Genomic DNA, 21,752 nt, shown 5'->3' with positions numbered 1-21,752 from the left:
GCGATTTCTCTTCTGTTAGGCGGTCAAAGGGGCGCTCAGGCGGCGGTCCGTGACGGATCGGCCCGCCTCCACCTCGTACGAACCGGCCCGGAACGCCCACGAGTTCGTGGTCTCGTCCCAGGTCTCGAAGGCGCGGCGCGGGAGGTCGACGGTGACTTCGACGCTCTCTCCGGGTGCCGCGTCGGCGCTCGCGAAACCGGCCAGCCAGCGGGCGGGGCGGCTGCCGTCGTTGTCGGTGGGGGCCAGGTAGATCTGGACGACCTCGCGGCCCGCGCGGTCCCCGGAGTTGCGGATAAGGACCGTGGCCGTGGTGCCGTCGACGGTCAGTGACTCGTACGTCCAGTCGGTGTAGCCGAGGCCGTGCCCGAAAGGGTAGGCGGGTGTGGCGCCCGCCTTCTCCCAGGCGCGGTATCCGATGAACACGCCCTCGTCGTAGGCGAGTTCGCCGTCGGCGGGCGTGGTCCGGGTGATCGGCGCGGACGCCAGGTCGCCCCATGTCGTGGGCAGTCGGCCGCCGGGCTCCTCGACGCCGAGCAGGACGTCGGCGAGGGCGGCGCCGCCCTCCTGGCCGGGGAACCAGCCGATCAGCACGGCCGCGACGTCGTGGCGCCACGGAAGTTCCACCGGGGAGCCGGAGTTGACGACGACCACGGTGTTCGGGTTGGCGGCGGCCACCGCGCGGACCAGGTCGTCCTGGCGGCCCGGCAGCGTGAGGTCGCGGCGGTCGAAGCCCTCGGACTCGACGCTCTCGGTGGTGGCGACGACCACGACGGCGGTGTCGGCGGCGCGCGCCGCCTCGACGGCCTCGGCGATCAGCTCGTCGGCGGCGCGGCGCGGGCCGAGGTGGACGAGGGAGAACATGACGGCAGGCAGCGGGGCCGCGGGCTCCCGGCCGACCGGGTGGCGCAGGGAGATCTCGACGGGCTCGCCCGCGGTGAGCGTCACCTTGCCGCGCTCGACCGGTGAGCCGAAGAAGGCCTCGAAGGGGTCGGACGCGGCGCCCGCCCCCTGGACGCCGTCGTAGAGGACGTCGCCGCCGACGGTGAGCGTGAAGGCGCCGAGGCCGCGCGTGCCGAACGTGTGGTCGCTGCTTTCGCGCGGCGTGAAGGTGCCGGTCACCTCGACGCTCGCCAGGGTCTCGTGGGTGACGCCCTCGGGCAGGTCGTCGCCGATCCACTGGACTTGGCCGGTGGGGAGGCTGCCCTCGCCGAGGACGGCGCCCGTGGCGTCGCGGCAGACCGCGCGGAGCTCGAACCCCCTGTCGGCGGGGGCGAGCTCGTCGCTGGGGTCGGCGCCGACCGCGTACGACAGCGCGCCATCGGGCAGGGCGGCGGTCAGTCCGTCGAGCGGGGAGACGACGTGGGCGGGGAAGACGGTGGCGGAGCCACCGCCGAGGATACGGGCGTCGCGGGCCGCGGCGCCGATGAGGGCGACGGTGCCGTCGGCGCGCAGCGGCAGGGTCCGGTTCTCGTTGCGCACGAGGACGAAGGAGCGGCGGGCGATCTCGCGGGCGAGGGTCTCGCCGTCGATCTCGGCGGGCAGGTCGCGCGGGGCGACGGCCGGTTCGGCGCCTTCGAGGATGCCGACGCGGGCGGCGAGGCGCAGGACGTTGCGGACGGCCTCGTCGAGGGTGTCTTCCGCGACCCGGCCCGCGCGGACGGCGGCGGCCAGCGGCTCGCCGTACACGGTCCGCGGGCCCGGCATGGCGACGTCGAGGCCGCCCTCGATGGCGCCGGTGGTGGAGCGGGCGGCCAGCCAGTCGGAGACGTTGTAGCCGTCGAAGCCCCATTCGCCGCGCAGGACGTCCTCGACGAGATACCGGTGCTCGGTCATCGTCACGCCGTTGACCTGGTTGTACGCGGTCATGATGCCCCACGGGTGGGCGTTGGCGACGATGGCTTCGAAGGGCGCGAGGTACAGCTCGCGCAGGGCGCGCGCGGGCACCTTGTTGTTGACGGTGAAGCGGTCGGTCTCGGCGTCGTTGGCGACGAAGTGCTTGACGGTCGTGCCGACGCCGCCGGACTGGACGCCCCGCACATAGCCGGTTCCGATGACGCCCGTCAGGTACGGGTCCTCGCTGTACGCCTCGAAATGGCGGCCGCCGAGCGGGGAGCGGTGGAGGTTGACGGTGGGGGCGAGGAGGACGTGCACGCCCTTGCGGCGGGCTTCCTGCGCGAGCAGCGCGCCGGCGCGCCGGGCGAGGTCCTGGTCCCAGGTGGCGGCGAGCGCGGTCGGGGACGGCAGGGCGATGGACGGGTCGTCGGCGGTCCATCGGACGCCGCGCACGCCGATCGGGCCGTCGGACATGACGAGGGACCGCAGACCGATCTCCGGCAGGGCGTGCAGGGCCCACATGTTGCGGCCGCCGAGGAGGCGGGCCTTGGCGTCCAGGTCGAGCTTGCCGAGGGCGGCCTCGACGACGGCCTCTCGGGCCTGGGCCTGCCGGGTCCGGGCCTGGCTCTGCTCGGTGGGCTCGGTTTCCGCCATGAGGTGCCTCCTCGTTCCGTACCGGTTCCTCCATCGTGCATCCCGTACCTGTAGACCGGTAGGTTTCGTTATGTTGCCGTTATCCAAACATGTCGTACGGTCCTCCGAGCAAGGACGTACGGAAGGGGTGCCGGCCATGGCGGTCAGGGCCAGGGGTGAGGAGCGGCGCGCGGAGATCCTGCGGGCGGCGTTCGAGGTCATCGCCGAGCGCGGTTACCGGGGCGCGACCCTCGGGGCGGTGGCCGAGCGGGTCGGGCTCACCCAGCAGGGGCTGCTGCACCACTTCCCCACCAAGGAGGCGCTGCTGGTCGCCGTCCTGGAGGCCCGCGACCAATGGGACGCGGTGCCGCGCGCGGAGTGGCGGCTCGACCTGCTCGGCTCGCTGGTCGAGTACAACGCGATGCGCCCCGGCATCGTGCAGACCTTCTCCGCCCTGCTCGGCGAGAGCGTCACGGACGGGCATCCGGCCCGCGCCTTCTTCGCGGGGCGGTACGAGGCGGTGCGCGAGAGCTTCGCGGCGGTGCTGCGCGCCGAGTACGGCGACCGGCTGCCGGGCGGGCTCACGCCGGAGGCCGCCGCGCCGCTGATGGTGGCGGTGATGGACGGCCTGCAGTACCAGTGGCTGCTCGCCCCCGACACGGTGGACATGCCGGGGGCGTTCAGGGACTTCCTGCGGCTACTGGGCGGGGGCGCCGGGGACGGGACCGCGGGCGGCGGGAGCGGCGACGGCGGCGACCACCTCGACCTCGACTAGCGCCCGCGGCGGGACGAGACGCGCCACCGCGACGGTGGTGCTGGTGGGCGGGGTGCCGGTGAGGAACTCCTTGCGTACGGCCGCGTAGTCGGCGAAGCCGTCCATGTCGGTCAGGAACGTGCGGATGTTGATGATGTCGTCGAGTCCGGCGCCGTGGGCCTTGAGCAGCAGTTCCAGGGCTTCGAAGATGCCGCGTGTCTGGGTGGCCATGTCGTCGCCCTCGGCGCACTGTCCGGAGATGTACAACAGGACGCCGCCGTCGGCGTGTTCGACGCGGGCGACCTGCGAGTAGGGGCCGAAGGGCTGCGGGGCGGTGGCGGGGTTGTCGATGGTGATCTGCACGGTGCGGGCTCCTTGCGTGGGCGTGGTCGTGGGACGGAGCGGGGGCCTCAGGTGTCGCGCCGGGCGCGGATGTGGGTGACGGCGCGGGCGATGTCCTCGTGGACCACGTCCGGGTCGCCGGCAGCCGCCTCGAAGTGACCCAACACGGCGCGCATGGCCGGAAGTTGTGCCGCTTCTGTGGCGAGGGTGATGTCCTTGACGGCCAGATCACTGCCGAAGTGCACGCCGGTCGCGAAGGCGCGGGCGACGGCGCCGCCGAGCGGTCCCGCGGCGAGGGCCTCCTTGGCGGTGTCCTCGTCGAGGCCGAGTGCGTCGGCGAGCTTCATGGCCTCGGCGATCAGGGCGACTCCGCCGATGACGGCGGTGTTGACGACGAGCTTGAGCGCCGCGCCGGTACCGAGGGTGCCTGTGCGGGTGACCGGGCCGAAGTGGGCGAGGACGTGCTCGACGCCCGCCGCTTCGCCGCCCGCGAGGATGCCGAGCTGCCCGGCGGCGGCCTTGTCGGTGCTGCCCATGACGGGGGCGTCGACGAGGGTGACACCGTCCGGGAGGCGCCCCGCCAACTCCTTTACGGTGTCCGGGCCGACGGTCGACATCTCCACCCAGTGCACCCCGGGGCGCAGGGCCGGGAGGACGGCGCCGGCGACCTCGCGCACGGCTTCGGGACCCGCGAGCATCGTGATGACGACGTCGGCCTCGCGGACGGCGTCGGCGGGGGTCGCGGCGGCCACGGCGCCCTCCGCGACGAGGGCGTCCGCCTTCGCCGGTGTGCGGTTCCAGACGGTCAACGGGTGCCCGGCCGCCAGCAGTCGGCGCGCCATCGGCTCGCCCATGTGGCCGAGGCCGAGGAATGCGATCTTTTCCATGAGCCCGACGCTAGGCCCGGCCACGGGATGCGACAAGCGAATGTCTAGCATGCGAGCCATGCCGAATCCGCATGGCGCACGAGGGGCGGTCGTCCCCGATCCCCTGCCGCCCGACCTCTCGACCGTCTGGCTCCGCACCTTCCTGGAGGTGGCCCGGCACGGGTCGTTCACGGTGGCCGCCCGAGAGCTGGGGTGGACGCAGTCCGCCGTGTCGCGGCAGATCGCCGCGCTGGAGGCGGCGCTCGGCGGTGCGCCGCTCTTCGACCGGCTGCCGCGCGGGGTGAGCCCGACGGCGCACGGCCGGGCACTGTGGCCGCATGCACAGGACCTGCTGTCCCGACTGCACGCCATGGGGCGGGAGTTGGCGGCGCTCCGGGACGCGACGGGCGGGCTGCTGCGGGTCGGGGCGTTCGCGACGGCGGACGCCGGTCTCGTGCCGCGGGCGATCGCGGCGTTCCGTGCCCGCCACCCCGGCGTGACCCTCACCCGCGAGGAGGGCCTGACGCCCGCGCTCCTGTCCCGGCTCGCGGAGGGCGAGCTCGACCTCGCGGTGGTGTCGACGACGGGCGGCACGCTGCCCGGCGAGGCGTACGAGCTGCACCGGCTGCTCGACGAGACGCTGTACGTCGCGCTGCCGGCGGGGCACGCGCTGGCGGGCGAGCCCGAGCTGCGGCTCCCGCAACTCGCTGCGGACGACTGGATCTCCGGGAGCCCCCGCGTCGAGGGCTCCCTCCTGGAGGCGGCCCTGCGGCACGGCTTCCGGCCCCGCGTCGCCCACGTCGTCGCCGAGTGGACGGCGAAACAGGGGTATGTGGCGGCGGGCCTCGGTGTGGCTCTCGTCCCCGCACTCGCGGCGGAGGGCGTACGACCGGACATCACGCTGGTCCCGGTACGGGACGAAGGGGCGCCGCCGCGCACGGTGTACGCGGCGACGGCCCGGGACCGCACCCCGGCACCGGCGACGCGGCCGTTCCTGACGGCACTGCGGGAGGCGGCGCGGGGGCTGGGGGCCCGGGGGTCGGGGGCGCGTTGAGTGTCTCCCCGGCTCCCCGGGCGCCTTGGGTACCCCGGCCAGCGCCTCTCACCGGGGATCGTGCCGGGCGCGGCACGTCGGCGGCCCGGCGTGCGGCTCTGTGGGCTGAATTGGTTTGACCCCCGGGCTCCTTGACGGCTTTCATTCGGGCCGGACCAGGCCGGACCTGACCTGGCCGGACCGGTGAGCGAGGGGGACATGTGAGCAGCGGGAAGATGCACGCCGACGAAGCCGACATCGACGAGGGGCTGGTGCGGCGGCTGGTCGGTGCTCAGTTTCCCGCGTGGGCCGGGCTGCCCGTGGAGCGCGTCGCATCGGCCGGGACGTCCAACGCCATGTACCGGCTCGGCGCGGACATGGTGGTGCGGCTGCCGCGTGTGGCGGGCGCCGCCGAGGACGTGGAGCGGGAGCAGGTGTGGCTGCCCCGGCTGGCGCCCGTGCTGCCCGTCGCCGTTCCGGTGCCGCTCGGGAAGGGCCTGCCGGGCGAGGGGTACCCGTACGCGTGGTCGGTGTTCCGCTGGCTGGACGGCACGACACCGGATCCGGCCCGGCCGCCCGCGGAACCCTCCCTGTTCGCCAAGGACGTCGCGGAGTTCGTGACCGCCCTGCGCGAGGTGGACCCGGCCGGGGCGCCCGCCGCCTACCGCGGTGACCCGCTCGCCGGGCGCGACGCCCACACCCGCGAGGTGATCGCCGGCCTGGGCGGGCTCGTCGACGGGCGGGCCGTGACCGCGGTGTGGGAGGCCGCCGTGCGCGCCCCTGCGTGGGAGGGTCCCGGTGTCTGGGTGCACGGGGACCTGCAACCGGGCAACGTCCTCGTCGTCGGGGGCCGGCTCGGCGCCGTCATCGACTTCGGATGCATGGGTACGGCGGATCCCGCGGTCGACCTGATCGCCGCGTGGTACCTGATGGACGCCGAGGCCCGCGACGTCTTCCGCGCCGCGCTCGGCCCTGCCGCCGACGACGCCATGTGGGCGCGCGGCCGGGGCTGGGCCCTCACGATCGCCGCCACGGAACTCGCGTACTACCAGGAGACGAACCCGGTGATGGCGAGTACGGCGCGCCGCGTCATCGGTCGTCTGACGGAGCCCGGCGACGCGTAACGGTGAGGGGGCTGGTCGCAGGGCGGCTCGGCCGGTTGTCAGGCACCCAGGAGCAGGTGCGTCGCCAGGCCCGTGATCAGCGCGCTCGACGCCAGCGCGGTGACCATACGCCCCCTGCGGCCCGTCAGGGTCCGGCCGAGCAGGGCACCGCCTCCCGCGAGGAGCAACTGCCAGCTCGCGGACGCCACGAAGGCGGCCAGCGCGAACGCCGCCTGCTCCGCGTGTGTCAGGGTCGCCGTGGCCGGGCTGCCGAGGACGAGCGCCGCGAAGTAGACGACGGTGGCGGGGTTGAGGAGCGTGATGCCGAGGAGGGCGGTGTAGGCGCGGGCGGGGCCGAGGGGGGTGCCGGTCCTGGCGGTGGCCCTGTCGCCCCCGCGGTACTCACGCACCGCCGACACCGCGCCCCACGCCGCCATCGCGACGAGCACCAGCGCCGACGCCCAGCGCAGCGGCTCCAGGGCCGGTTCCACGACACCGGTGAGCGAGGTGCCGCCGACGGCGGCGACGAGTGCGTAGAGGCCGTCGGCGGTCGCGACCCCCAGGGCGGCGCAGGCGCCGGTCCGCAGGGTCGTCCGTGCGGTGAGCGCGACGAGGTAGGTCCCGACTCCGCCGACCGGCATCGCGATTCCGTACCCGGCCAGGAGCCCGGCGAGGAGGACCGCGCTCATGGGTGCGCGGGGGTCGGCGTCATGGAGTGAGCTTCCCGCCGCCGCGCGGCACCGCCAACCGATTTCCCGGCGCGGGCCGTTCCGAGACGGGTCGTGATGCCCGATCGTGATCCACGCGTGCACAACCCCGTATGGATCCCGGCTGTCTGAAAGGCGCCGGAGGAGGGCTCTCTGGCGCCTTTCGGTACAGAGCTACAGAGATGACAGAAATGACAGAGATCGGGGATCGGGTGGGCAAGAAGGTCTGGAGAGCTGTCGTGGCGGGTGGCGCGGCGGCGGTCTTCACGGGCATGGCCGCGGTGCCGGCCGGGGCGGCCGAGGGCGGGGCCTCCTTCACCCGCGTCCAGGTGAACGGCGGCAAGCCGATCGTGATCGGGGTGTCGAAGGAGGTCGCGGTGCCCACCTCCTTCCGGATGACGACCACCCGCAAGTGGAAGTGGCCTGCGGTGTTCCTGTACCGCGGCAACACGGGTGACCGGCTGTGGCACGCCATTGAGACGAGCGACTGCCACGAGGTGGGCTCGGGCGTCTGCGACTTCAAGGAGACGATGTACTTCGACCCCTCCGTGTGGGACATGAGCAACAGCGAGGCCGGAGCCTGGAAGGTCGCGGCCGAGGTGTCCTTCAAGGGCGGCGGCGACGACACGGACGACAAGGGCCTGACCGCCTACGTCAAGCGCAACTCCCGCCTGACTGTGAACGCCGCGCCCGAACCGGTGGCCAAGGGCAGAACCATCACCGTCACCGGCAAGGTCACGCGGGCCGACTGGGAGAAGAAGAAGTACGTCTCCTACGGAAGCCGCCTGGTGAGCCTGCAGTTCAAGCCCAGCGGGGCCGCCTCCTACACGACCGTGAAGAAGGTGCGCGCCAACGGCTCGGGGGCCCTCAGGACGACCGTGAAGGCGTCCCAGACGGGGGCGTGGCGCTGGGTGTACTACGGCAACACCACGACTGGGGCGTCGACTTCGGCCGCGGACAATCTCGTGGTGCGGTAGGGGTCCGTCCGTCCGCTCGTAGGCAGGCCCGCCGCTTCGCGGCGGATGTCTCCCACCCGCCCGCCTGTTTGCCCGCGACGCCCTGCGGGAGTAAGGGCGGGCGGGCTGCGGGGAGGGGTGCATGAGGCGCGGAGTCGCGCGCCCCGCCTACGCCCTCAGCCCCTCCGCGTACCTCCTCAGCACCCCCTGCGCCGACTTCGGCGTGTGGTGGCCCACCAGGACCTGTGCGGTGAGGCCGTCCGTCAGGGCCACCAGGGCGTGGGCCTCCGCGGAGGGGTCCAGGGCGGGGCTCAGTTCGCCCGTGTCCTGGCCGTAGCCGATCAGCCAGACCAGGAGTTCGTGGAGTTTCGCGTACGTCTCGCGCAGCACCTTCGCCAGCTCCCCGCTCACCGCCGCGTGGGCGACGAACGCCCCCCAGACCCGCGCCTCCGTCTCGTCCTCCGGCTCGACGAGCGCCAGCGCGGACAGCGTGCGGTCCAGCAGGGTCACGGCCGACTCCGGGGTCCCCGACGCCGCGATGCGCGCCTTCGCCCGGTCGCCGATCCGCTGCGAGATGCCCTCCAGGGCGAAGAGCAGCATCTCGTCCTTCGTACGGAAGCACCGCTGCACCGCCCCCATCGACACCCCCGCCTCGGTGGCCACGTCGCGCAGGCTGACGGCCTCCATCCCGGAGCGGGCGATCAGGAGGCACACCGCCTCGGCGATGCGGGCCCTGCGGTCCTCGTAGTCGACCTGCTTGGGCATGGTTCGGGCGCCTTCCTCCGGGTTTTTCGATGCGGTTGCATCATATCCCTTCTCCCTGCATGATGTGATGCGACCGCATCGGAACGCGCGCCGCAGTGGGCGCAACGAGGAGACGACGCACGTGGCCAGTCAGACCGATCGCAATTCCAAGACCAAGTCGTCCGCAGGGCTCCTCGCCCTCTTCGGCTTCATCCTGCTCGTGCAGGGCTTCGGCTCCGCGATCACCGAAGCCGGCTGGGACTCCTCGTTCGGCGTCTCCGCGCTGCTGCGGAAGGCCGGCGCCCCGGGCTGGACCGACCTGGTGGTCGGAGTGGTCGGGTGTGCGCTGCTCGCGGCCGCGGCCCGCAGCCGGTTCGTGCGGAAGGAGCCGTAGCGCTCGCCCCACGCGTCCCGCGATACTTCCGCCACCTCACCGGTTACGGAAGGACTCGCGTGCACACACGACTCGGCGCCCTCGGCGCCGCCGCTCTGCTGGCCGGACTGGGACTCGGATTCCCGGCCCCCGCCTCCGCCACCACCCCCGAAACCCCTACCGCCCCCACCGCCCCCACCGTCGAAGAAGCGCGGCTCGACCGTGCCGTCCCTCAGGAGATCCTGCGGCGCAGCGGCTTCGACAGCGCCGCCCCGGAGTTGGCGCGTGCGCTGGAGCGGGCCCGCTCCTACGACCAGGCGCGGCGTCTCGTCGTACGCGAAGGGAAGTCGCTGTGGCGGCGGGCCGTCGACCGAGCGCAGGGGAAGCCGCAGGCGGGTCTCAGCAAGGATGACGACCGGCCGCTGTACTGGGCCCGGCTCGGCATGACGCGGGAGCTGCGGCAGTGGGAGCCCACCCGCTTCCCGATGACCGACCGCCAACGGGCGCGGCTCATGCGCGCGTTGGAGACGTCGTCCCGCGGTCAGGACAGCATCGGCTTCCGGCCCGACGGGCACAGGCACGGAGACGGGCACGGAGACGGAGACGGGTCCGGGCGCGGGGCCACCAAGCGCATCCTCATCACCGGCTTCGACCCCTTCACCCTCGACCGCGACGTCCGGATCAGCAATCCGTCGGGCGCCGCCGCGCTCGCGCTGGACGGCACGACGATCCGGACCGCCGACGGGCCCGCGCGCGTCGAGGCGATGGTCTTCCCGGTCCGCTGGGACGACTTCGCGGACGGCGCCGTGGAGCGGGCACTGCGCCCGCACCTTCCCCGCGTCGACCTCTTCACCACCATCAGCCAGGGCCGCGTCGGCCGGTTCGACATCGAGCGGACCAACGGCGCCTGGCGCGGCGGCTTCGCGGACAACGCGAACCTGTCACGCACCGGGACCGTGCCGGTGCGCGATCCCGCCACCCAGCCCCAGTGGACGTCGACGACTCTCCCGTACAAGGAGATCGTGGCGGCGAAGACGGGCCGTTTCCCCGTGTACGACAACACGTCGGTGACCGAGATACCGGCGGGCGGCACCGAGCCCGTGGTCCGGCCCGACGGGCCCACCGAGGGGTCGGCGGCGCGCGCGGGCGGCGGCGGGGACTACCTGTCGAACGAGATCGCCTACCGGGCGACGCTGCTGCGGGACCGCCTCGGGCTGCGCGGCCGGCTGCCCGGCGGCCATGTGCACACGCCCGTCCTGCAGTTCGGCGCGGGGAACACCGACCCGGCGACGGGCGCCGTCACCGATCCCGGGTTCGTACGGAACCGGCTGGACATCATCGCTCAGGTGCGGGGCATCCTGGGCGCCGCCGCGTCTGCCACGCCGTCACCCTGACCACCGCCCGCAGCACCGGCGCCGTCGCCTCCCGACGGCCCGTTCTCGCCCAGCAGGTCCCGTGCCATCAGCGTCGCGCCCGCGACCGCGCCCGGCATCAGGAACACCGCGACGAACGGCACCAGGAAGGCGACGGCGAGCGGCGTCCCGAAGCCCCAGGCGAGCATCTTGCGGGAGCGCAACAGGGCGAGCCGGTCGCGGAGTTCCACACCGCGGCGCTGCATGGCGACCGCGGTGAGCTCCTCGACCAGGAAGAAGCCGGTCACGCAGAAGCCGATCACGGGGACGACGGTCTGGCCGACGACCGGGATGAAGCCGAGCGCGAAGAGCAGCACGCCCCAGCACAGCGCGCGCACGACGATCCGCAGGCTGTCCCTCGCCGAGATCCACAGGTCCCGCCAGAGCGGCAGCCCCGACTCGGGGGCGTGGCCGCACTCGGAGATGTCGACCTGCTCGGACAGCTTCTCGTAGAAGGGGTCACCGATGAGCAGCGTCACCGCGGTGAAGGTGAGGACGGACAGCAGCAGCGCGAGGGCGAAGAGCAGGGCCGTCAGGAAGCCGCGGAACAGGCCGGGCCAGGGGGACGACCAGTCGTCGGCGAACGGCGTGGCCCAGCCGACGAGATCGCCGCCCCACAGGGCGAGCGACACGAGCGCGCCCGCGTAGAGGACGAGCGTGATGAGGCCGGGCAGCAGCCCCCATCCGTACTGCTTGCCGTGCTGGGCGACCCAGCGCTGCCCCTTCATCAAGTAGCCGAAGCCCACACCCAGATCGCGCATGCGGCACACCTTAGCCGCAGGTGGGCGGGGGTTTGATCCGCAGCGGTCGGCAGGACTGTCACAGGTGGTGCACAACTGCGGAACACGGCCCTCTTGTTGAACGGGTGGCGAACCGGTAAGACCTCGCTTACCGATCTCCCGGAGGTACATATGGGTATATCCCGGCCATCCAGACCCGTTCTGCTCACCACCGCCGTCACCGCGGGCGCGCTGGTCCTCACCGCGCTCGCCCCGGGCAGCGCGACCGCCGATCCGACGCCGCGCCCCGCCGTCCGCGAGGGCTCGCCGCTCGGCGCCGACCGGGCCGCCACGGCGCCGGAAGCGGCCGCCCAACGGGCCCTCGGCGACAAGGGGAGCGCAGGGGACACGGGCCTCAGGGGCGACAAGGGCCGCGGCTATCCGCGCGAGCGGAAGCTCACCGCACCCCCGGAGAACCCTGCCGACAAGTCGATAAAGCTGGGGCTCACGCCGTACCACGGCATCGCCCCGAAGCTGAACGCCCTGCAGCGCATCGGCGACCGCGTCAGCGTGGAGATCGCGGGCCGTTCCGCGGGCGGGCACCAGCTCTACCTCGTGACGGTCACCGCTCCCGAGTCCGCGCGGGAGACGGCACGGCAGGAGCGGATGCGCGAGCGCATCGAGGACTCCCCCGCGGCGGCCGCCAGGGACAAGGCGATCAAGTCCTCGTACAAGACGCCCGTCTTCATCAACAACAACATCCACGGCAACGAGTGGGAGGGCACCGACGCCGCCCTGAAGCTCATCGAGAAGCTGGCGAAGGCGAAGGACAGGAAGAGCCGGTCGCTGCTCGCGCACAACCGCCTCTACTTCAACATCACCACCAATCCCGACGGCCGCATCGCGGGCACCCGCGCCAACGCCAACGGCTTCGACCTCAACCGCGACTTCGTCACCGCCTCGCAGCCCGAGACCCGAGCGGTCCGGCGGATCGCCATCGCCAAGCAGCCCGCCGTCATGCTCGACCTGCACGGATACGTGAACGGCACGCTGATCGAGCCGACCACTCCCCCGCACGGCGAGAACTACGAGTACGACCTCTTCCTCAAGAATTCCTACGCCAACGCCCTCGGCATGGAGGCCGCCGTCAACGGGCTCGGCTACACAGAGGAGAAGGACGGCGTGAAGCCCGCCGTCATTCCCTTCCGGGACCAGGAGGAGGGCTGGGACGACTGGCCGCCGATCTTCACCCCGCAGTACATGCCGTTCCACGGCGCGGTCGCGACGCACACCATCGAGTTCCCGATGCAGGTGAACAACAATTCGTACGACACGCAGCCGGTCGCGGAGCTGCGCCGCAGGGCCGCCATCAACGTGGACATCGCGGGCGCCGCGATGCGTGCCACGCTCGACTGGACCGACCGCCACCGCACCTCCGTGATCGCCGACCAGATCGAGGTCTTCCGGCGGGGCGCGACGGGCGCGGAGCAGGTGCCGGTGTCGGAGGAGACCGTGCCGGGCGTGCCAGGGATCGGGCCGGAGGACGTCTACACGACCGAGTTCCCGCGCGCGTACGTGATTCCGGCGGGCGGCGCCAAGGGCGGCGGGCACGGTCAGCGGTCGGCGACGGCGGCGGCGCGGCTCGTGGACCATCTGGTCGCCAACGACGTGCGGGTGGAGCGCGCGAGCCACGGCTTCCGGCTCGGCGGGCGGACGTATCCGAAGGGGTCGTACGTCGTCGACATGCACCAGCCGAAGCGGGGCCTGGCCAATGTGCTGCTGGCCGACGGGCGGGACATCAGCGACAAGGTGTCGACCATGTACGACATCTCGGGGTGGAGCCTCGGCCGGCTGTGGGGCGCGAGCGTGGACGCCGTCAAGAGCGGTGACCTGGACGGTGTGCACACGCGCAAGGTGCGTGCCGCGTCCGGCGTCGCCTATGTGGCGCCCCGCGGCGACCTGCGGCTGCGCCTCGACGACCCCCGGGAGATCGCGGCCGTCAACTCCCTTCTCGCCGAAGGCGTTTCCGTACGCCGTGACCGTGACGGCAGTGCCGTCGTGCCGTCGTCCGCGCGGCGTGCCGCGACCTCAGCGGCGAAGAAGTACGACGTCGCCTTCGACGCCACGAAGGCCAAGGGCGGCCCCGCGCTGCACCGCACGCGGGTCGCGGCGGCCGTCACGCCGGGCGAGCTGTTCGCGCTGCGGGAGATGAACTTCGACGTCGTGCCCGTGTCGACCGCCGTGCTCAACTCCGGCTTCGACTGGAAGAAGGCGGACGTCCTCTTCGTGTCGGCCGGGCTCGACCGCGGCAAGCTGAATCCGGCGGCCCGCGCCGGGCTCGACCGGTTCCTCGCCGGAGGCGGCGGTCTGGTCGGGCGGGGTGCGACCGGCGCCGCGCTCAACGCCGACGCCGGGCTGCTCCCCGTGCGGGCCGTCGAGGGCAACGGCGACGCCAACGGCGTGGTCAGGGTGGCCAACGCGGGCGGCACGGTCACCGGCGGGGCACCGGACCACAGCTTCGTCTACTCGCCGTCGTGGTTCACCGACCTCGGCCCGGGTGTGCGCGCGGAGCAGAGGTACGGCACCGGGAACCCGCTCGTCTCCGGGCACTGGCGCGCGCTGGAGGACGGCACCGGCGGACCCGCGGACGCCGCGGGCCGCGCCTGTGTCGTCAGCGGGTCGGCCGGGGCCGCGGAAGTGGTGCTCTTCGGCACCGAGCCGCTCTTCCGCGACCATCCGAAGGGAGTGTTCCCGCAGGTCGGGCGGGCGCTGCTGAGCGTCGGCTGAGACCGGGAAATATGCTCCGGGGCGCGGCGGTTGCACAGATACCGATCATTCCGCCGCACCCCGGAGGCTTTCCGTATGACGCGTGAGATCAGAGTGCAGGGCACTGTCGCCGACGGATTCGAGTCCGTGCGCGACGAGTTCACCGCCGTCCTCGCCGCCGAGGACCCCCACTACGCCGGGCAGTTGGCGGCGTACGTCAAGGGGCGCAAGGTCGTCGACCTGTGGGTGGGCCCGGACACCGACGGTGACACGCTGTACGGGGTGTACTCCTCCACGAAGGGCGCGGCGCATCTCGTCGTCGCCCTGCTCGTCCAGGACGGCACGCTCGATCTGGACCGCGAAGTGGCGCACTACTGGCCGGAGTTCGCCGCCGGGGGCAAGGGGGCCGCGACGCTGCGCGAGCTGCTCGCGCACCGGGTGGGCGTCGTGGGCGCCGACACCGGTTTCTCCCCCGAGGAGCTCGCCGACGACCGGGCGATCGCCCGGCGCCTGGCCGCGCAGCGCCCGTACTGGCGGCCCGGCACCGCCTTCGGCTACCACGCCCTGTCCATCGGGGCGCTCTCCGGCGAGGTGGTGTTCCGCGCCACCGGCCGGACCCTGCGGGAGCTGTACGAGGAGCGGGTGCGCGCCCCGCACGGCCTGGACTTCTTCATGGGGCTGCCCGAGGAGCACGAGAAGCGGTTCCACTCCGTCCTGCCGATGGACCCGACGCCCGAGCAGCGGGCGCTCCTCGCGTCGCTGCCGACCGGCCCGCAGAACCTGGCCTCCATCGCCTTCAACCGCAACGCGGCGGAGCCCACCGACATCGAGGCGCTGCCCAACTCCCGTGCGGTGCGCGCCAAGGGGCCCGCGTCGGTCGGCGGTGTGGCCTCCGCGCGCGGCCTCGCGGGCATGTACGCGGCGGCGGTCACCGGTCTCGACGGGGGCGAACCGCTCCTGACGGCGGACACCGTCGCCGAGTTCGGGCAGGTCCAGTCGGTGGGGTACGACCTGGTGGCGCGGACCCACAAGGTCTTCGCGGTCGGCTTCCAGGCCACGTCGGAGGTCTGGTATCCGTTCCTGGGCGCCGGTTCCATCGGGCACAGCGGCGCGGGCGGCTCGCAGGCGTTCGCCGATCCGCGCAGCGGCCTCACGTACGGATACACGCGGCGGCGGTACGCGTTCCCGGGCGGCCCGGCGCCGGAGAACGAGCGTCTCGCGCGGGCCGTGCACGAGGCGGCGCTGGCCTTGGGCTGAGCGACGGATGGACCATGAGTACGACGGAGGGCCGCACCCCTGGTTCGGGGTGCGGCCCTCCGTCGTACGGACGAGCGGAGAGGTCCCGGTCAGGCGACCGAGAGCTCGACCTTGATGTTGCCGCGCGTGGCGTTCGAGTAGGGGCACACCTGGTGCGCCTTCTCGACGAGGGACTGCGCGGTGGCCGCGTCCACGTTCGGGATGGAGGCGGTGATCGCGACCTCCAGGCCGAAGCCGCCGGACTCGTTCTGGCCGATGCCGACCTTGGCGGTCACGGTCGAGCCGGAGATGTCGGCGTTCTCCTTGCGGGCGACCACGCCGAGGGCGCCCTGGAAGCAGGCGCTGTAGCCGGCGGCGAAGAGCTGCTCGGGGTTGGTGCCCGCGCCGCTGCCGCCCATCTCCTTCGGCGGGTTCACGACGACGTCGAGCTTGCCGTCGTCGCTGGCGACGCGGCCGTCGCGGCCGTTCTCCGCAGTGGCTACGGCGGTGTACTTGACGTCGATCTTCTGGATGGACATACCTGCTCATTCCTCCTGAGACGAGACGTGGCGCGCGCCCACAACCACGGTTTCTGGAATCAGGTTATCGGATGACGGAAATCACGCGAGGGAGACGATCATCTTTCCGGTGTTCTCGCCGCGGAGCATGCCGAGGAAGGCGTCCACGCCGTTCTCCACGCCCTCGACGACCGTCTCGCGGTACTTGAGCTCGCCGGAGCGGATCCAGGCGCCGACCTCGCGGACGAACTCGGGCTGCAGCGCGCTGTGGTCCTGGACGAGCATGCCCGTCAGGCGCAGGCGCTTGCCGATGACCAGGGCGAGGTTGCGCGGGGCCGGGGTCGGCTCGGTGTCGTTGTAGCCCGCGATCATGCCGCAGATCGTGACCCGGCCGTGCACGTTGAGGCGGCTGATGGCGGCCTCCAGGTGCTCGCCGCCGACGTTGTCGAAGTAGACGTCGATGCCGTCGGGGGCGGCCTCCTTGAGCTGCTCGGCGACGGGCTTGTCGTCCTTGTAGTTGAAGGCGGCGTCGAAGCCGTACTCCTCGACGAGGAGCTTCACCTTGTCGTCGGAGCCGGCCGAGCCGATGACGCGCGAGGCGCCCTTGAGCTTGGCGATCTGGCCGACCTGGCCGCCGACGGCACCGGCCGCGCCGGAGACGAAGACGGCGTCGCCCTCCTTGAAGGAGGCCACTTCGAGGAGTCCGGCGTACGCGGTCAGGCCCGTCATGCCGAGCACGCCGAGGTAGGCGGAGAGCGGGGCGGCCTCGGGGTCGACCTTGGTGGCGTGCTGGGCGGGCACGGAGGCGTACTCGCGCCAGCCGGCGAAGTGCAGGACGTGGTCGCCCACCGCGAAGCCGTCGGCGTTCGACGCGACGACCTCGCCGACCGCGCCGCCCTCCATGGGGCGGTCCAGCTGGAACGGCGGGACGTACGACTTCACGTCGTTCATCCGGCCCCGCATGTACGGGTCCACCGAGAAGTGGAGGTTGCGGACCAGGACGCGGCCCTCGGCCGGGGCCTCGACGGGAACCTCGCGCAGCGCGAAGTCCTCCGGGACCGGCCAGCCGGACGGGCGCCGCACGAGGTGCCATTCGCGGCTGACGGAGGGGAGCTGCTCGGGGGTGACGGACATGGGGGGCGTCCTCCTACTGCGTGGCAAAACGGGTGACGGAATGGGGGGAGAAGCACTTGAGATGCTTGAGGTTGTTAAACAACCATGCTCCTGAATATTTCATGATGTCAAGTAAGTGGGTAGCCTGGGGACCATGGCCACCAGCACTCCCGACCCTCGCGTCCCCCGTGCCGACCCGCTGACACTCGAAGTCGTCGAGCTCATCGGCACGGTTGTGGCCCGCTACCACGAGGAGTACGAGGAGGCGGCCGCCGAGCACGCGCTGACCGGCGCGCAGGCGCGTGTCCTGGGGCTGCTCTCCCTCGAACCTATGCCCATGCGCCGCATCGCGCAGAAGCTGAAGTGCGAGCCGTCGAACATCACGGGGATCGTGGACCGGCTGGAGGCGCGCGGCCTCGTGGAGCGGCGGGCCGATGCGGGGGACCGCCGCGTGAAGCTGGCGGCGCCGACACCGGAGGGGCTCGAGGTCGCCCGTCGCCTGCGTGGCTCTCTGCGCTTCGCGCGCGAGCCGCTGGCGGAGTTGTCCCGCGAGGAGCGGGTGGCTCTGCGGGGGCTGTTGCGGAGGATGGTGGGTGAAGGGGAGGCGTGAGTGTTTCGGGGGCGGATTGGCGTGTCGGGTGCGGGGCAGCGCGAACAGGCCGCCCCTCCGGAAAGGAGGGACGGCCTGGACGCCGGAAGCGTGGGGAGCGTGGGGAGCGTGCCGGGGGTTACTTCTTCGGGCAGGTCTCCTGGGTCACCTTGCCGCCCGACTTGTCGGCGGTGGCCGGGTCCATCGACAGGCACATGCCTGTCCAGTTGTTGATGAACTTGTAGCCGTCCATGGAGCCGGTCGGGGTGGCGATCTTGGTCGGGACGACGTTCCACATCTGGCTGCCGGAGAACCAGCGGGTCTCACAGTCCCACCAGAACAGCTGGGTGCCGGAGCCCGGCGGGGTGCCGTTGTTGTAGGGGACCGTCAGGCACTTGCCGTTGTTCGCCTTGATCCAGAAGTGGTTCTTGTGGTCGAACGACTTCGGCTGCGAGGCTTCCCACTGGTGGCTGCCGGGCGCGTCCGACTGGCACTCGCGCTGGGTGACCAGACCGCCGGACTTGGAGTCGTCGAACTCGGGGCCCCGCACCATGCAGCGGCCGTACAGGCTGTTGACGTAGGTCTTGTCCTTGTTGACCACCCAGAACATCCGGTTGCCGCCCGAGACGAACTTGTCCGCGTTGTGGTCGATGATCGCGTTCACCAGACCCCAGCCGGGGTAGTCCATCATGACGAAGCCGACCCGGCCGGCCTTGCGGTCGTTGAGGTGCTCCATCAGCCAGAGGTTGACGCCCCCCATCTGGGGCTTGTTCGAGTACACACGGCCGCCGGCGTACTCGTACGGGTCGAAGCCCAGGGGGGCGTTGGACGCGGACGTATAGGTCAGGAACAGGTCACGGGGCGAAGGGCTGTCCATCGCCTTGTCGACGTTCTTCTTGACGTGCTCCCACTTCACGCCGAGGTCCGCCGCGTTCCAGGTGTCTTCCTTGTTGGAGTCGAAATCCTTGATGCCGTATTTGCCGGCGTCCGCATTGTCGAAGGCGGCCAGGACCAGCTTGCCGCGGACGTCCCCCAGCTTGGGAATGTCCGCCTTGCCGTCCCCCTTCACCGAATCGGCGTAGAAGAGGCCGGGGTACTCCTTCACATAGGTGTCGAAGGTCGACCGGATCTGTTCCTGGGTCACGCCCTCCGGCTCGTTCCTGCAGTCGAAGGGGCTGCCCTTTTCGTCCTTGTAAAGGCACTCGGCCCTCAGCCGCATGACGATGGTCTCGTGCGGGTTGGCCTTGAGGAAGTCCCGCGTCTTCTTGAGGACGTCGTCGAAGTTGGCCTTCTGGTAGAACGAGCCGTGGTGGATCGCGAACCTGCCCCCGATGGAGCGGACCCGGATGTCGATGGCACGGATCCCGCGATCGAGCTGCGCCCTCAGCGTCTGCCCGCTGTCGCCGTAGTTCTCCTGCGTCTCCACGTGGTTGCCGCCGTGGATGGACAGTGTGTCGTGCGTCCCCGGGATGGACATGTCCGACAGCCTGGTGTTGCTCGCGACGCCCCACATCCACTCGTTCCGGTCCGGTGCGCCGATGTGACGGTAGGCGTCGTCATTGGTCGACCCGGCCGCCTCCGCGGCGGTCGGGGTCAGCAGTGCCGCACCGAGCGCGGCACAGACCGTCATCAGACGTGCCAGCGGGCGGGACCTTCTGCGCGATCCGGCGCGGGCGCGGGGGGTGGGGCCGGGCATGGGACTCCTGTCCAGAGCGGGGCGTTACGCGGTCCAGCGTGAGCTCCGCCGCTCACGTTTCGCTCACGTTTCGCTCACACCCCGCGCACATGCTCCCCACCGGCCCTCGTCGCGCGCAGTTCTCCTCGCCTCCGGTCGGCCCTGCTACGTGCACCACCACAGGAAGCGGTCGCACGTTTTGGTGGGGGTCGGGTCGGCGGGTGTCGGTCTTGGGGTGGTGGGAGTGGGTGGCGTGGGGGTGGGGGTGGCGTCCGGGGATTTGGGAGGTGTCTGTGTCGAAGGGGTCGTGTGCGCGGATTCTTCGCCGGTCCCCTCTCCCGCTTCCGTGCCCTTCGCCCCTTCTGGCCCGGCGTTTCCCGGTCTCTCTTCTTCCCCCTCTTCCTTTCGGTTCTTCTTGTTGGCCTTGGCGGCCTTGTCGGTCTCGTCGTCCTGATGTTTCACGTCCGGCGACTCCGTTCCGGAGGGGGCCGTCGATGTGGCCGCCGCGTCCTCTGCCGTCGTGCCGCCGCCCGGGGCCGTGGTCTCCGTCGGGGACGGGCCGGAGGCCGGGGCGGACACCGCGGCCGGGTCCTCCGCGCCCAGTTCGGCGAGGCTCAGGCCGCCCGCCGCGAGGGCGAGGCCCGCGGTGATGAACAGGACCTTGCGGCGCCGGCGCCGGTGCGCCCTGCGGGCGCGGCCGCGGGCGTGCGGGGGCCGCGCCTCGTGCGGGGCATCGCGGTCGGCCGGTTCCGCGTCCGGCGCGGGGACGGACTGCGCGTACTCCCGGCAGGCTTCGGCCGGGGCTCCGCACCCCGGGCAGGCAAGGGCGCCGTTGAGGTGCCTGCGGCACGGGTGGCAGTAGTCCATGAGGCATGGAGGCTAGGCGCCACGCCGGTGACAGCGGAAGCGGGGGCTGTGAAAGTTGTGTGCGGAATCGAAAAGTCCGGTGAGTTCGACGGCGTGGCGCCGGCGCGTCACGCCCTGCCCAGCAGGCCTCTCAGACGACGTGCCCGCAGCACCAGTTCCAGTTCGAAGCGGCGGTCCGGGTCGTCCACCTCGTCGCCCCAGAGTTCCCTTATCTGGCGGAGGCGGTAACGGACCGTCTGCGGGTGGACACCCAGGCGGGCCGCCACCTCGGGGGCGCCGCCGCGGGTTTCCAGCCAGGCGAGGAGGGTCTCGGCGAGGCGGCGGCCGTGGGCCGGACCGCAGTGTTCCAGGGGGGCCAGACAGCGGCGGGCCAGGTCCTCGATCAGCTCCTCCGGCTGCAGCAGCACCAGCGCCTCGGTGTGCTCCGTGCAGTGCAGGACCTCACCGGAGGGCAGCAGTCCGCGCTCCATGAGACGCACCGCCGCCTCCGCCCAGCGCAGCGACTTCGCGGCGTCGGCCAGGGCGACGGGCGGGCCGATGGCGCCGGACCAGCCGGTCATGGCGCGGCGCAGGAGTTCGGGCCGCCCCGCCGCTTCGGGGTCGGGCACCACCATGCGGGGCTGCTCGGCCTCCATGTCGAGCAGGACGCCCTCGCCGACGGCGGGTGCGACGGCCTCCCGCGCGGGGCGCAGCAGGACGCCCACGGCGACGCGTTCGGGCAGCTGCCAGCCGACGCGGGCGGCGCGCTCGCCGAGGGCGTTGCCGAGGGCCGAGGTCTTGCCGGAAGCGGAGGCCTTGCCGCCGGATGCCGGGCCGATGCCCGCCCCGGGTCCGTGGGCGGCCCCCGTCGTGCTGTCGGAGCGCCGCTCGGAGAGCAGGAGTTCCATCAACTTGCGTTGCAGCCGCAGGCGTTCGCCCGCCTCGCGGGCCGCTGCCTCCGCGTATCCGCGTACGGACTGGTCGACCAGTCCGTCCAGGTACTCGAAGCCCGACTCGGCGAGTTCGTACATGGCGGGCGGCGGGATCTGTATCTGCTGGCCGATCTCGGCGAGGCGGCGCCAGGCCAGCCGTACGCCCAGGCGGTAGATCGCCTGGAGCGAGTCGAGGCTGCGGCCGTGCAGGCCCTCGCCGCGGCCGAACTCCTGGAAGACCTCCAGGTGGTAGCGGGGCCTGCCCTCCTGGGACGCCAGTTGCTGGACGAAGCCCTCCAGGGCGCGGCGGATGCCGATGAGCGCCATCGGCTCGCCGGAGTCGTCGAGGACGACGGGCAGGCCGGGGTACTCGGCGCGGATCTCGCGCAGGATGTCCTGGGCAAGCGCCGGCACCTCCTCCAGGGCGAGCGCGGCGAACTGCCGTACCTGCCGTGGCGGTACGTCACGCCAGGCGGAGCGGTGCGGAGGTGTGCCCTCCGGAGTCCGGTCGTCCGGGAAGCCGGCGTCGGCTGTCCGTCCGGCCGGGAAGCTGTCGTCGGCCGTCCGGTCACCGGACGGCTGGGCGCTGGTCGCGGCCACGG

20 protein-coding genes are annotated in these 21,752 nt (G+C 72.2%); 9 read left to right on the top strand and 11 right to left on the bottom strand.

Translation table 11 applies throughout. The annotated features are described in order from the left end of the window. Positions 1-15: 15 nt before the first annotated feature. The gene (locus ACZ7LU_RS32370; RefSeq protein ID WP_471918749.1) at positions 16-2,487 is read right to left on the bottom strand and encodes a beta-glucosidase; all 2,472 of its coding nucleotides are present in this window, start codon (positions 2,485-2,487) and stop codon (positions 16-18) included. Between the two features lie 136 nt (positions 2,488-2,623). Between ACZ7LU_RS32370 and ACZ7LU_RS32365 the strand changes: the two genes are divergently transcribed. Further along, positions 2,624-3,241 (top strand): TetR/AcrR family transcriptional regulator, encoded by a 618-nt coding sequence (locus tag ACZ7LU_RS32365; protein ID WP_398297365.1) that lies wholly within the window; start codon positions 2,624-2,626, stop codon positions 3,239-3,241. Here ACZ7LU_RS32365 and ACZ7LU_RS32360 read toward each other — a convergent pair. Both ACZ7LU_RS32360 and ACZ7LU_RS32355 read right to left on the bottom strand, forming a co-directional pair. Continuing rightward, complete coding sequence (locus tag ACZ7LU_RS32360; RefSeq protein ID WP_470975996.1) at positions 3,164-3,583, bottom strand: RidA family protein; 420 nt, start codon at positions 3,581-3,583, stop codon at positions 3,164-3,166. The genes ACZ7LU_RS32365 and ACZ7LU_RS32360 overlap by 78 nt on opposite strands. Before the next feature lie 47 nt (positions 3,584-3,630). Further along, positions 3,631-4,449 (bottom strand): NAD(P)-dependent oxidoreductase, encoded by an 819-nt coding sequence (locus tag ACZ7LU_RS32355; protein ID WP_471918748.1) that lies wholly within the window; start codon positions 4,447-4,449, stop codon positions 3,631-3,633. 58 nt (positions 4,450-4,507) lie between these two features. Between ACZ7LU_RS32355 and ACZ7LU_RS32350 the strand changes: the two genes are divergently transcribed. Further along, on the top strand, positions 4,508-5,482 hold the full coding sequence (locus tag ACZ7LU_RS32350) for a LysR family transcriptional regulator (RefSeq protein ID WP_471918747.1): 975 nt from the start codon (positions 4,508-4,510) through the stop codon (positions 5,480-5,482). Positions 5,483-5,697: 215 nt separating this feature from the next. Continuing rightward, entirely contained in the window at positions 5,698-6,585 is an 888-nt protein-coding gene (locus ACZ7LU_RS32345) for an aminoglycoside phosphotransferase family protein (RefSeq protein ID WP_471918849.1), read from the top strand. A 38-nt stretch (positions 6,586-6,623) separates the two neighbouring features. Here ACZ7LU_RS32345 and ACZ7LU_RS32340 read toward each other — a convergent pair whose 3' ends face one another. Then, entirely contained in the window at positions 6,624-7,253 is a 630-nt protein-coding gene (locus tag ACZ7LU_RS32340; RefSeq protein WP_471918746.1) for a LysE family transporter, read from the bottom strand. Between the two features lie 230 nt (positions 7,254-7,483). On the opposite strand from ACZ7LU_RS32340, the gene ACZ7LU_RS32335 reads away from it, so the two are divergent. Next, entirely contained in the window at positions 7,484-8,248 is a 765-nt protein-coding gene (locus ACZ7LU_RS32335) for a hypothetical protein (protein WP_471145442.1), read from the top strand. Between the two features lie 147 nt (positions 8,249-8,395). On the opposite strand, the gene ACZ7LU_RS32330 is transcribed toward ACZ7LU_RS32335, so the two are convergent. Next, positions 8,396-8,992, bottom strand: coding sequence for a TetR/AcrR family transcriptional regulator (locus ACZ7LU_RS32330; RefSeq protein WP_468303829.1), 597 nt, complete (start codon positions 8,990-8,992; stop codon positions 8,396-8,398). Positions 8,993-9,113: 121 nt separating this feature from the next. Between ACZ7LU_RS32330 and ACZ7LU_RS32325 the strand changes: the two genes are divergently transcribed. Together ACZ7LU_RS32325 and ACZ7LU_RS32320 are read left to right on the top strand one after the other, a co-directional pair. Then, complete coding sequence (locus ACZ7LU_RS32325; protein WP_468083238.1) at positions 9,114-9,365, top strand: hypothetical protein; 252 nt, start codon at positions 9,114-9,116, stop codon at positions 9,363-9,365. 59 nt (positions 9,366-9,424) lie between these two features. Further along, entirely contained in the window at positions 9,425-10,738 is a 1,314-nt protein-coding gene (locus ACZ7LU_RS32320) for a pyroglutamyl-peptidase I (RefSeq protein ID WP_471918745.1), read from the top strand. Here the strand turns inward: ACZ7LU_RS32320 and ACZ7LU_RS32315 are convergent. Further along, positions 10,687-11,517 carry an EI24 domain-containing protein gene (locus ACZ7LU_RS32315; protein ID WP_471918744.1) on the bottom strand — a complete coding sequence of 277 codons (831 nt, stop codon included), beginning with the start codon at positions 11,515-11,517 and terminating at the stop codon, positions 10,687-10,689. The two genes, ACZ7LU_RS32320 and ACZ7LU_RS32315, sit on opposite strands and share 52 nt — an antisense overlap. A gap of 150 nt (positions 11,518-11,667) precedes the next feature. On the opposite strand from ACZ7LU_RS32315, the gene ACZ7LU_RS32310 reads away from it, so the two are divergent. Together ACZ7LU_RS32310 and ACZ7LU_RS32305 are read left to right on the top strand one after the other, a co-directional pair. Continuing rightward, complete coding sequence (locus tag ACZ7LU_RS32310; protein WP_471918743.1) at positions 11,668-14,262, top strand: M14 family zinc carboxypeptidase; 2,595 nt, start codon at positions 11,668-11,670, stop codon at positions 14,260-14,262. 75 nt (positions 14,263-14,337) lie between these two features. Next, positions 14,338-15,498, top strand: coding sequence for a serine hydrolase domain-containing protein (locus ACZ7LU_RS32305; protein ID WP_471918742.1), 1,161 nt, complete (start codon positions 14,338-14,340; stop codon positions 15,496-15,498). 89 nt (positions 15,499-15,587) lie between these two features. Here ACZ7LU_RS32305 and ACZ7LU_RS32300 read toward each other — a convergent pair whose 3' ends face one another. Together ACZ7LU_RS32300 and ACZ7LU_RS32295 are read right to left on the bottom strand one after the other, a co-directional pair. Continuing rightward, the gene (locus ACZ7LU_RS32300; protein WP_398297387.1) at positions 15,588-16,016 is read right to left on the bottom strand and encodes an organic hydroperoxide resistance protein; all 429 of its coding nucleotides are present in this window, start codon (positions 16,014-16,016) and stop codon (positions 15,588-15,590) included. A gap of 81 nt (positions 16,017-16,097) precedes the next feature. Then, a complete protein-coding gene (locus ACZ7LU_RS32295) occupies positions 16,098-17,129 on the bottom strand; it encodes an NADP-dependent oxidoreductase (protein WP_398297389.1) in 1,032 nt (343 codons plus the stop codon). A gap of 133 nt (positions 17,130-17,262) precedes the next feature. Here ACZ7LU_RS32295 and ACZ7LU_RS32290 point away from each other — a divergent pair, with 133 nt between their 5' ends. After that, positions 17,263-17,718: a MarR family winged helix-turn-helix transcriptional regulator gene (locus ACZ7LU_RS32290; protein WP_468716033.1), complete on the top strand. Its 456-nt coding sequence runs from the start codon at positions 17,263-17,265 to the stop codon at positions 17,716-17,718. Positions 17,719-17,836: 118 nt separating this feature from the next. Here ACZ7LU_RS32290 and ACZ7LU_RS32285 read toward each other — a convergent pair whose 3' ends face one another. The 3 genes from ACZ7LU_RS32285 to ACZ7LU_RS32275 all read right to left on the bottom strand — a co-directional run bounded on the left by ACZ7LU_RS32285 (position 17,837) and on the right by ACZ7LU_RS32275 (position 21,750). Continuing rightward, positions 17,837-19,393: a phosphatidylinositol-specific phospholipase C domain-containing protein gene (locus ACZ7LU_RS32285; protein ID WP_470976023.1), complete on the bottom strand. Its 1,557-nt coding sequence runs from the start codon at positions 19,391-19,393 to the stop codon at positions 17,837-17,839. A 144-nt stretch (positions 19,394-19,537) separates the two neighbouring features. Then, positions 19,538-20,239, bottom strand: a complete 702-nt coding sequence (locus ACZ7LU_RS32280) for an SCO2400 family protein (protein ID WP_471918741.1) — start codon at positions 20,237-20,239, stop codon at positions 19,538-19,540. Positions 20,240-20,346: 107 nt separating this feature from the next. After that, positions 20,347-21,750 (bottom strand): PucR-like N-terminal domain-containing protein, encoded by a 1,404-nt coding sequence (locus ACZ7LU_RS32275; protein ID WP_471918740.1) that lies wholly within the window; start codon positions 21,748-21,750, stop codon positions 20,347-20,349. Positions 21,751-21,752: the final 2 nt, after the last annotated feature.

Source organism: Streptomyces sp. NPDC039462 (assembly GCF_055639375.1).
The sequence above is the reverse complement of the archived record's forward strand: the minus strand, read 5'-3'. Positions and strand labels throughout refer to the sequence as shown.